At 56.3% G+C, this 8,788-nt stretch carries 10 protein-coding genes and 1 tRNA gene; 1 reads left to right on the top strand and 10 read right to left on the bottom strand.

Annotated features, from left to right (window positions below; genetic code table 11):
• Positions 1–132: 132 nt before the first annotated feature.
• Positions 133–209, top strand: a tRNA-Met gene (locus tag HWX89_RS22685).
• A 101-nt stretch (positions 210–310) separates the two neighbouring features.
• On the opposite strand, the gene HWX89_RS22680 is transcribed toward HWX89_RS22685, so the two are convergent.
• The 10 genes from HWX89_RS22680 to HWX89_RS22635 all read right to left on the bottom strand — a co-directional run bounded on the left by HWX89_RS22680 (position 311) and on the right by HWX89_RS22635 (position 8,621).
• Positions 311–712 carry a hypothetical protein gene (locus HWX89_RS22680; protein ID WP_138791380.1) on the bottom strand — a complete coding sequence of 134 codons (402 nt, stop codon included), beginning with the start codon at positions 710–712 and terminating at the stop codon, positions 311–313.
• A gap of 62 nt (positions 713–774) precedes the next feature.
• Positions 775–1,128: a hypothetical protein gene (locus HWX89_RS22675; RefSeq protein ID WP_138791379.1), complete on the bottom strand. Its 354-nt coding sequence runs from the start codon at positions 1,126–1,128 to the stop codon at positions 775–777.
• 299 nt (positions 1,129–1,427) lie between these two features.
• Complete coding sequence (locus HWX89_RS22670) at positions 1,428–1,730, bottom strand: hypothetical protein (protein ID WP_138791378.1); 303 nt, start codon at positions 1,728–1,730, stop codon at positions 1,428–1,430.
• Positions 1,731–1,781: 51 nt separating this feature from the next.
• Positions 1,782–1,979 (bottom strand): hypothetical protein, encoded by a 198-nt coding sequence (locus tag HWX89_RS22665; RefSeq protein ID WP_138791377.1) that lies wholly within the window; start codon positions 1,977–1,979, stop codon positions 1,782–1,784.
• A 110-nt stretch (positions 1,980–2,089) separates the two neighbouring features.
• Entirely contained in the window at positions 2,090–3,073 is a 984-nt protein-coding gene (gene dapA, locus HWX89_RS22660; RefSeq protein ID WP_138791376.1) for a 4-hydroxy-tetrahydrodipicolinate synthase, read from the bottom strand.
• The gene (locus HWX89_RS22655; RefSeq protein WP_138791375.1) at positions 3,066–3,488 is read right to left on the bottom strand and encodes a hypothetical protein; all 423 of its coding nucleotides are present in this window, start codon (positions 3,486–3,488) and stop codon (positions 3,066–3,068) included. Before HWX89_RS22655 ends, dapA begins: the two co-directional genes overlap by 8 nt.
• Positions 3,489–3,609: 121 nt before the next feature.
• Positions 3,610–4,722 (bottom strand): ABC transporter permease, encoded by a 1,113-nt coding sequence (locus HWX89_RS22650; protein WP_138791374.1) that lies wholly within the window; start codon positions 4,720–4,722, stop codon positions 3,610–3,612.
• Between the two features lie 4 nt (positions 4,723–4,726).
• Entirely contained in the window at positions 4,727–5,857 is a 1,131-nt protein-coding gene (locus HWX89_RS22645; RefSeq protein WP_138791373.1) for an ABC transporter permease, read from the bottom strand.
• A complete protein-coding gene (locus HWX89_RS22640; RefSeq protein ID WP_353505713.1) occupies positions 5,854–7,629 on the bottom strand; it encodes an ATP-binding cassette domain-containing protein in 1,776 nt (591 codons plus the stop codon). Before HWX89_RS22640 ends, HWX89_RS22645 begins: the two co-directional genes overlap by 4 nt.
• Positions 7,626–8,621 carry an HlyD family secretion protein gene (locus HWX89_RS22635; protein WP_138791372.1) on the bottom strand — a complete coding sequence of 332 codons (996 nt, stop codon included), beginning with the start codon at positions 8,619–8,621 and terminating at the stop codon, positions 7,626–7,628. The genes HWX89_RS22640 and HWX89_RS22635 overlap by 4 nt, the downstream gene beginning before the upstream one ends.
• Positions 8,622–8,788 lie beyond the last annotated feature (167 nt).

The following is an 8,788-nucleotide window of genomic DNA, read 5'->3' as shown; positions in this document are numbered from 1 at the left end:
AAATCTTCTCATCACATAAGGGCCTCAAGCCCATAACAGAGGCCGCACATCGCGGCCTTTTTTGTTATAATATCAACTTCTCAGCAGACAAATCTGCTGAATGAGACTTCGCCAAAGGCAAAGTCATGGTGCCGCGGGGTGGAGCAGCCCGGTAGCTCGTCAGGCTCATAACCTGAAGGCCGCAGGTTCAAATCCTGCCCCCGCAACCAATATCCCCACAAAGCACAAAATACCCTCCCAGAATAACTACAAACACAAAATCCCCAAATCAACCGCAAGCGGCCTTGAACGACACAGGCTCTGCTGGCGATCACAGCGACCTGTACGGTATCTCCGACAGGCTTAAGCTGATCTCGCTGAACTCCCTGACGGCAATGGTGGCAGCCTGGAGAATACGCTCTCTTTGTAAACTTGGCCCGACAACGATGCTGTCTATACCAATGTTGCTGCGGCCTTCACTGTCGAGACCGAGGTCAAGTGAGACTTCAAAATAGGGAACGAGCATTGTCGCCGTACTGCGGACTTTCACGGACGGGTGATCGAGGGGAAAATTAGAGGGCCAGACGTATTTGTTTTGCCCTGAGTCTTTGAAGATCCAAGCGAGTTGTTGATAGCGGTGGCCGTCTCCGACCTTTCCGTCGCAAGGATTGTGGTCGACCATGTCGAAAAGGTGATTGGTCAACACGCTCATCACCTCGGTGAAATTAAGCAAGCTGTGTGGCCGATGGGAGCGGAGTGCGCCACAGGGATCGCCGTTAGCCACGCGTCATGTTCTCAGTGGCTGGTGAGCCAGCGCATTTCGATTGGCGATACGATAAATGTGCTGCCGTGGTCGTCGTCCTTCCAGACGAGATAGGCGCACATGCGGGCGTTGCCGGGGAGAAAGCCTATGTGTGGACCGATGAGGAAGTTTCCTTCCGAACCGACGCGTCGGGCAGCTTCAAGTGCCGATTTGAAAAATGACTCAAACTTTACCAAAGCGGAAAGACGCTCTTCTCGCGTCGGGCGGTCTTCCTCTGCAGAATAGGCAATTGCCAGCTTCTTACGATAGTCGTGGCACGACGTCAGGTTATCCCAAGTAATTTCAATCGTCTCGACCCGATAAGCATAAAGGTCTGCAGCGGTCATTTCGTTCTCAATCAGCTTTCTTGCACGACGTATTCCCGCCTAAGCTTCGTCGTGGCGCAACGTTCACGTTTAACTCGGATGCACCTAAGGCAGATGCGGATAGATTGATGGTGCGACGGTGAGTGAGATGGCTCCGATCGCTATGAGGAACAGCATCGATAGCTCAAAAAATGCGCGCATCCGCACCACGCGTGCGGCTTTGGATCGTTGTTCGCGGTTCATTTCGTTTGTGTCCTTGGAAAAGACCGCCCTGTCGACTTGCGGGTGAATGAAAAGCGACAGGGCGGTCTGGAAGCCTGTTATGACACCCGCCGCATATGTGGTTTGATGCTGCGGGGCAGGCTTCCAAATGAAAAACGTTGGGAGTTTCTGCCGCGGAAAACGTCTTTCAGCTTCAGGTCCTGGCGTTCCGGCAGGTAGCCGACCTGCTCTGGATGGCCGTCGCTTTCGTCTTTCGCAAAGCGCACAGCCGATGCTCTATCGATAAACAGTCCTCCGACGAGGCCTAACCTGTCGCAGACCAGCCACCAGCCATTTTCATTTTGGCCGATGGTGAACCTGGCATTGGTCGAAGGGGGTGGTTCGATGAGCTTCTCGTGCATCCTTTTTTACTCCGGTTATTGGTGTTTTTCAGGATTTTCGGTTGTCTGAGGTTATTGGATGGCGTTCATGACGACCGAGACGGCAAGCAAAAGGCCGCCTACGACAGCCATGAGCCTGACCAGCATGAAGAAATCCGATGGTGCAGGTTGCTTCTTTAATGGCTCGCGTTTGTTGGCCAAGGTTTCTGTGGCCTCCCGTCTGCGCAATTCGCTCTGCATCCGATAATACAATCCAAAACGTCCATGCATCTGTGAACACTCCTTGAAACAGGCAGCCATTTGGCGTCCCTGCGCCAATGAACGATATGGATCGGCGCATAAGTTTTCGATTGGGGAGAGAAGTGCGCCAGATAATCTTTTCATAAAGACAACTTGCCACTGGCCATTTGGCGTGCGCTTTTTGCCTCGATAACCAGGTCCGATCTTCCGCAGTTATCGCATTCGCTTCGCAGTGTCTTCAGCGCCTGAAAGATCGACTGCGCCGTCTCGTCCGAAATGTTTGTCAGCGGAAGTCGGACTGAGGCATCAATACCGCGCAAGCGGGACAGAGCCTGTTTCAATCCGGCAGGAGTATTTTCCTGCGAGACCGCTTTTATCAAGGGACGCAATTTTTTATCGATCTCGCATGCCTGCTGCAGGTCACCGTCGCGTATCGCGCGATGCAGGTCCAAAACCAGCGATGGGCAGAGGTTTGCGACGCTCGATATCGATCCGTGGGTTTGGGCCAGAAGACTGACCGTTGCGGCGTCGTTGCTGCAAAAACTCAGGACTTCGGGATCGATGCAGCTGCGGTGTGCGATGATACGGCCAAAGTCGGCGGTGTCGTCAACGACGCCAATCACACTCGGTATTTGCGACAGGCGATGAATGGTATCCAAACTCATGTCCACTGCCGCATGACCTGGATCGTTCTGAACGAGGATCGGCATCGCGGTTCGCTTTGCCACTTCTTCGAAGTGGTGAATGATGCCTTTCTGGGCCGGGCGATTATAATATGGCTGGACTATTAGAACGGCGTCGGCGCCGAGATGTTCGGCCTCGCGGGTTCTGTCACAGGTGGTGGCTGTGCTGTTCGTCCCGGTTGCGACCACAATGGGAATCTTGCCTTTGCTGATATGCACGCAACGGCTTATCAAACTGCGGCGTTCCGTTTCCGTCAAAGTCGGTGCTTCTGCTGTCAGGCTATTGAGGACGAGGCCTTCGGCGCCCTGATCAATCTGCCACTCCACCAGGTGGTCAAAGGCTGCGTAATCGACACTATGTCCACGCAACGGTGTTACCAGCGCGGTCATCGTAACAGCTAACCGACGTCTGTAATGGGAACTTTCCCGCACGCTATTCATCCTTGTCTTCGTTTGCGATTAGTCTTGTCTTGCGCTTGGACTGGCCACCGTTTCGGCGTTCGAAAATATCCAGAAGGGCAATGAACATGGCAGCCGCCATATCCCTGTGCTTCCCGGTTGCTTTTGCCGCGTGGCCTTCGACATCGGTCGATGCCGAACAAAACCAGTCGCTTCCCGTTCGTCGCATATGGTCGAGACATATGGGCGGAGAGAGCGTCGAGATGGCCAGAACCATCGCATCGAGAAGCGCGTTCGCACGCAGGAACGATTGAAAGCGCACGGCTGCTACGGTTTTGTCTGAACAGAGCGCAGGAAAAGCCTGTTTTGCCAGGCACCACACATGCTCCTCACGGAGCTGCGATCCGTTCAGCAGGCGGTGGCGAAGTGTGGCGGTGTCGAACAAGTCGTTGTGCATTCAATGCGGCTGCAGGTTGTTTGCAGCTTGGGTAGCGCCGATCGGCATAGAGTTTCGATTGCGGATCGAGGCTCTCGACGTAAATAAAATATAAGGAAGAAATGTCGGTGTGACCTGTTTGTCAGCCCAGCCGATTTCTGAACAGCCATGCCGCGAGTGGCAACGTCACGACGGCGATTGCCAGCAACGGGACGAAGTTGAAGGCGATATCGCCAAGCCCGGCACCTTCCAGATAAACGCGCCGGACCAGATCGATGCCGAAACGGAGCGGGTTGGCGTATGTGGCTATCTGCAGGATGATTGGCATATTGCGGATGGGTGTGAGCAGACCGGAGAGCAGGGTCAGCGGCATGACCAACATGAACGTGTAGAGCATCGCCTGTTGCATGGTCAGCGATACCGCAGAGATGGATAAGCCTATGCCGACCGACGCCGTCGTAAAACCGACCAGCCCCAGATAAAGCAGCCAAACCGACCCATTCATCGGGATCTGGAACCATAAGAGAATGATCAGGAAGATGATCGTCGACTGCATGAGGCCGACGAGAATAGACGGCAGTGCCTTACCGATCAGGATTTGCAGTGGGGTCAACGGGGTGACCAGTAACTGGTCAAATGTGCCCTGTTCCCTTTCGCGAGCGACGGACAGTGCCGCCAGCATGAGCGTTTGCAGCATACTCAGAGAGGCGATCAGCGCCGGCATCAGGTTCCAGCGGGATTCCAGGTTGGGGTTGAACCAGGCGCGCCTCAGAATAGTGATGGACGGCGTTTGGCCAAGCGACTGGTTGTAGGATGCGACGATTGACGAGACGTAGCCGGCGGCAAGGCTTGCTGTGGACGAGTTTCGACCGTCGAGAATGACCTGAAGGGGAGCCTGTCGGTTTGCCGCCAGCCGTGTCTCGAAATCGGAGGGAATGGCAATCACCAGCAGAGCGTCACCTCGGTCGATGACATCCGCAATCTCACTGGAAGATGTCAGCGTTGCAACGCGCTCGAACACGCCTGTCCCGTCCAGCCGGCTCAACAGTTCCGTTGAAGCCTTGCCTCGGCTCTGGTCCAGAACGGCATAGGGAACATGGGTGAGATCGTAGGTTGCGCCATAACCAAACAGCAGTGCCTGCATCAGCGCCGGCGCGACCAGCAGTGCCCGGCTGGATGGGTCCTTGAGAAGGGCCATCAGTTCCTTGCGGAACAGAAAAACGATTTTCGCGATATAGCCGATCACCGCCTCCATCGTCTCACTCCAGTGTTTTCTTGAGAGTGCGATGTGTCAGTGCGATCAAGACCACCGCGTAGACAGCGAGGATCGTGCAGTCTCGCACGATGTCCGGCCAATAGTCACCAGCCATGAAAAGCGTTTTGATGAGACCCATGAAGTGGGTGGCCGGGAGAAGCTTGCTGATGATCTGGATCACCACGGGTACGTTGCGCAGGTCGAAAACGAACCCTGACAGCATCATGGCCGGCATGAAGCTGGTGAGCAGCGCCATCTGGCTGGCGGCGAACTGGTTGCGTGTTGTGCCGGAGATGAGAAGACCAAGGCTGAGCGATACCAGCAGATAGAGCATCGATGCTCCGATAATAATCCAGAGAGAGCCGCGCATCGGCACTTCGAAAAGGTATTTGGCCGCCAGAAGGCACAGGACGAGGTCGATACCTCCAATGACGAGATAAGGAGCCAGTTTGGAAAGAACCAGTTCAAGTGGTCGGACTGGAGTGACGAACAGGGATTCGAGCGTGCCGCGCTCCCATTCCCTTGCGATCAGCAGTGAAGTCAGAAATGCGCCGATCAACGTCATGACCAGCACGATCAATCCCGGCACCAGATACCAGGTGCTTTCGCCCACCTCATTGAACCACATGCGCTGTGTGATGACGACGCTTGCCGGTCCAGCGGGTTTGTTTCCGGCGCGGTCGGTTTGTTGTTGTATCGGAATGGCGATAGCGGCTGTGACATAGGTCTCTATTGCCGAGGCCGTGTTGGAATCGACACCATTGAGCAAAAGCTGGAGCTCAGCGTTGCCGGCGGCGAGGCGGCGTGAGAACTCGCCAGGCACACGCAAAATTGCGTCGGTCTCACCAGCGCGGATCATGCGCTCAGCCTCGGCCATCGAATTGCTCCAACGGGGGGCGAGATAGGGCGAGCCTTGCAGCCCGGCGACCGCCTGACGGGCCGTTGGAGAACTATCCTCGAGGACAATGGCTACGCGCGCATCTTTTACGTCGAAAGAAAGGCCGTAACCGAACAGCAGGATCAGGATTGCTGGCAACAGCAGTCCAACGATCAGATTGCTCCGATCGCGCAGCATCTGGCGAATTTCCTTGCGGGTCAGGGCGATCAGACGTCTCGTGAAACCGGAGGCGCTCATGCGGCAGCCTCTTTTGCGTCTCGTTCGGCACGTCCTTGTTCGACGATGGCAATGAAGGCGCTGTTCATATCCGTGGCGCCGGCCTCACCGGCCTGTTCGCGCACCGCCTTAGGTGTTCCGAGCGCAAGGAGATGGCCTGCATCCTGAATGGCGATGCGATCGCAATATTCGGCCTCTTCCATGAAATGGGTGGTGACGATGATCGTCACACCCCGTCTCGCCAGCGTTGTGATGGTGCGCCAGAAGGCGCGCCTTGCAAGCGGGTCGATGCCGCTCGTGGGTTCATCCAGAAACAGGATGTCCGGTTGGTGCAGGAGGCTGGTCGCCATGGCCAGACGCTGCTTGTAACCGGTAGGAAGAAGACCGCTTTGCGCGGAAGGGCTGAGCGTGAATTGTTCCAGAGCCGCATCGACACGTTCGCGCAGTTTTTTGCCTCGCAAACCGTAAGCACCGCCAAAGAATTCCAGGTTTTCCTGAACCGTCAGGTTGCCGTAAAGCGCAAATTTCTGGGAAACGTAGCCAATGCGTCCACGTGCCTCTGCGCGCGCAGTTCGCAAGTTGTGTCCTGCGACTTCCAGATGGCCGCTGGTGGCGGGGAGCAGACCGCACAGCATACGGAAGGTTGTCGTCTTGCCTGCGCCGTTTGGCCCTAACAGGCCGAATATTTCCCCGCGAGCCACATCGAAGGAGGTGCTGGCCACAGCCGTAAAATCACCGAACTTCCGGACCAGATCACGAACAACGATGACCGGCTTCTCGTCGTTTTCTGCCCGTAACGGCGATCGAGCCGCGTGCTGGTCGGAAGCCTCCGTAGCGGGCGTTGCGCCATGCGCTTCCTGCTGCAAAAGCATCATGAAGGCATCTTCCAGTTCTTCGGGGCACGGCGCGACATCCAGGTCTTTCAGAAGTCGATCGGTCAGGGCTTGATCGGCTTGTGGCTGAAGAATGAAACGAACATTGCCACCCTTCGGGACTGCATCGACGATGACGTCCTTGGCATCGATCAGATGTGCCTGAAGCTCGCGAGTTGGGTCGCCCGCAGGCGGCGTTGCGATGAAGGTCAGCCCTTCTGCGCGGTGTTTAAGTTGCTCAGGTGTTCCGTTGGCCAAAAGCCGCCCATTGTTCATGACAAACACCTGAGCGCAGCGCTCTGCCTCGTCCATGTAAGCCGTGCTGACAATGACGCTGAGTTGTTGGTCATTGACAAGTTGCTGGACGATTTCCCAGAGATCGCGGCGTGATAACGGATCGACGCCGACACTCGGTTCGTCAAGCAGCAGAAGATCCGGTGCGCGCACGAGGGTGCAAGCGAGCCCCAACTTTTGTTTCATCCCCCCGGACAGCTTGCCAGCCGGCCGATCGGTAAACCGCGCCATATCCGTCATCGCGAGCATGCGGGCAAAGCGGTCCCGACGTTCCTGCTGCGGCACGCCATGCAGGTCGGCGTAGAGATCAAGATTTTCCTGGACGCTCAGGTCTTCATAGAGGCCGAACCGCTGTGGCATGTAGCTGATGCGATCCTGCACAGCCTGCGGCGTGGCGACGACATCCATGCCCAAAACAGCGAGTGACCCTGAATCTGGTTCGAGCAGACCGGCAATCATCCGCATCAGGGTCGTCTTTCCGGCTCCATCTGGGCCGACGAGTGCTGTGAGTTCGCCTGGGCGCATTGTCATCGATATACCGTCGACGGCGACGACCGGCCCGCCGTCTGGACCCTTGAAGGTCTTTCGGAGGTTCTCGATCGCGACGGTTGTATCGGCTTTGGTCACGATGGCGCCCCGATTTGCAGGCGAACCGTTGCCGGTTGGCCAAGACGCAACACGTTTTCGGTGTCCGTAACGATCACACGCACTTCATAGACGAGGCTGGTGCGGAGCTCCTCTGTCTGCACTGATTTCGGTGTAAACTCAGCTACGGAGGAAATGTAACCCACCTTGCCTTCGATGGCTTTATCCGGGTGACTGTCTGTCATGATCCGCGCCTGCATCCCCGGCTTGATCTTGCCGATATCAGCTTCGTCGACATAGACGCGAATCCATTTGGGATCGGTCAGGGCAAGAGAGAATACGGGGGAGGCGGATGTAACCATGTCGCCCGGTTCATGCAGGCGCGATCGGATGACGGCGTCCATGGGAACACGGAGTTGGCCCTGGTCGATCTGGTGTCGCAAAAGCGCAAGGCTCGCTTCCGATGCCTTGAGTTGTGCCTCTGCGGCAGCAATGTCTTCCTTTCGCGTACCGGCTTCCGCCAGTTGCAGGGCTGCACGCAGTTCATTGACCTTTGCGGTTGCGGCGCGGGCGTCTGCCTGTGCCTGATCGTAGCTTTGCTCGCTGATCGCGCCACCGGAGGGCGAGCGCAATCGGCTGGCACGGGTGAAATCCTGTTCGGCACGTGCTGCCGATGCTTCTGCCGAAGCGAGTTGGGCACGCGCCTGGGCGATTTCTTCAGGTCTTGAGCCGTTGCGAAGCTTGAGAAGGGTTTGTCGCTGCACGTCGACATTCGCTTCCTGCTCATTTGCCTGAAGCTCGAGTGTCCTGTTATCAAGCAGGCCGACGACCTGTCCGGCAATCACGCGGTCACCTTCTTCAGCATTGAGCTCTGCAATTCTGCCGCTGCCGTCAAAGGCGAGTGAGACCTGCCGAATATCCACATTACCAAACATAGTGAGAACACCGGTTTCCTCAGCTTTCCGCTGGTCTTGCCAATACCAGGCTGCAGCGGCAGCGACGATGAGCAGGAGAGAAAACAGTGCTTTTTTCATGAGAAGGGCCTTTGAGCAGCAGGCTGGCCAACACCGGCATGCGCGATATTAAATTTAAATTGAATTTAGACTATTGCACTGTTATTGTCGAGTCTCTTGAAATTGAGGGTAATTTCGCTATCCGGTGGCGTGTCTGGTCGAGGAATACACGCCCGACAGACATGGCT

The organism is Rhizobium sp. RM (assembly GCF_013390595.1).
GTDB lineage: Bacteria > Pseudomonadota > Alphaproteobacteria > Rhizobiales > Rhizobiaceae > Agrobacterium.
Note: the sequence above shows the minus strand (reverse complement) of the source record. Positions and strands in the feature narration are given on the sequence as shown.

Excerpts from the sequence above, each read along its gene's own strand:
- HWX89_RS22675 (WP_138791379.1), bottom strand. The coding sequence starts at position 1,128 with ATGACCGCTGCAGACCTTTATGCTTATCGGGTCGAGACGATTGAAATT.
- HWX89_RS22670 (WP_138791378.1), bottom strand. The coding sequence starts at position 1,730 with ATGCACGAGAAGCTCATCGAACCACCCCCTTCGACCAATGCCAGGTTC.
- HWX89_RS22665 (WP_138791377.1), bottom strand. The coding sequence starts at position 1,979 with ATGCATGGACGTTTTGGATTGTATTATCGGATGCAGAGCGAATTGCGC.
- dapA (WP_138791376.1), bottom strand. The coding sequence starts at position 3,073 with ATGAATAGCGTGCGGGAAAGTTCCCATTACAGACGTCGGTTAGCTGTT.
- HWX89_RS22655 (WP_138791375.1), bottom strand. The coding sequence starts at position 3,488 with ATGCACAACGACTTGTTCGACACCGCCACACTTCGCCACCGCCTGCTG.
- HWX89_RS22650 (WP_138791374.1), bottom strand. The coding sequence starts at position 4,722 with ATGGAGGCGGTGATCGGCTATATCGCGAAAATCGTTTTTCTGTTCCGC.
- HWX89_RS22645 (WP_138791373.1), bottom strand. The coding sequence starts at position 5,857 with ATGAGCGCCTCCGGTTTCACGAGACGTCTGATCGCCCTGACCCGCAAG.
- HWX89_RS22635 (WP_138791372.1), bottom strand. The coding sequence starts at position 8,621 with ATGAAAAAAGCACTGTTTTCTCTCCTGCTCATCGTCGCTGCCGCTGCA.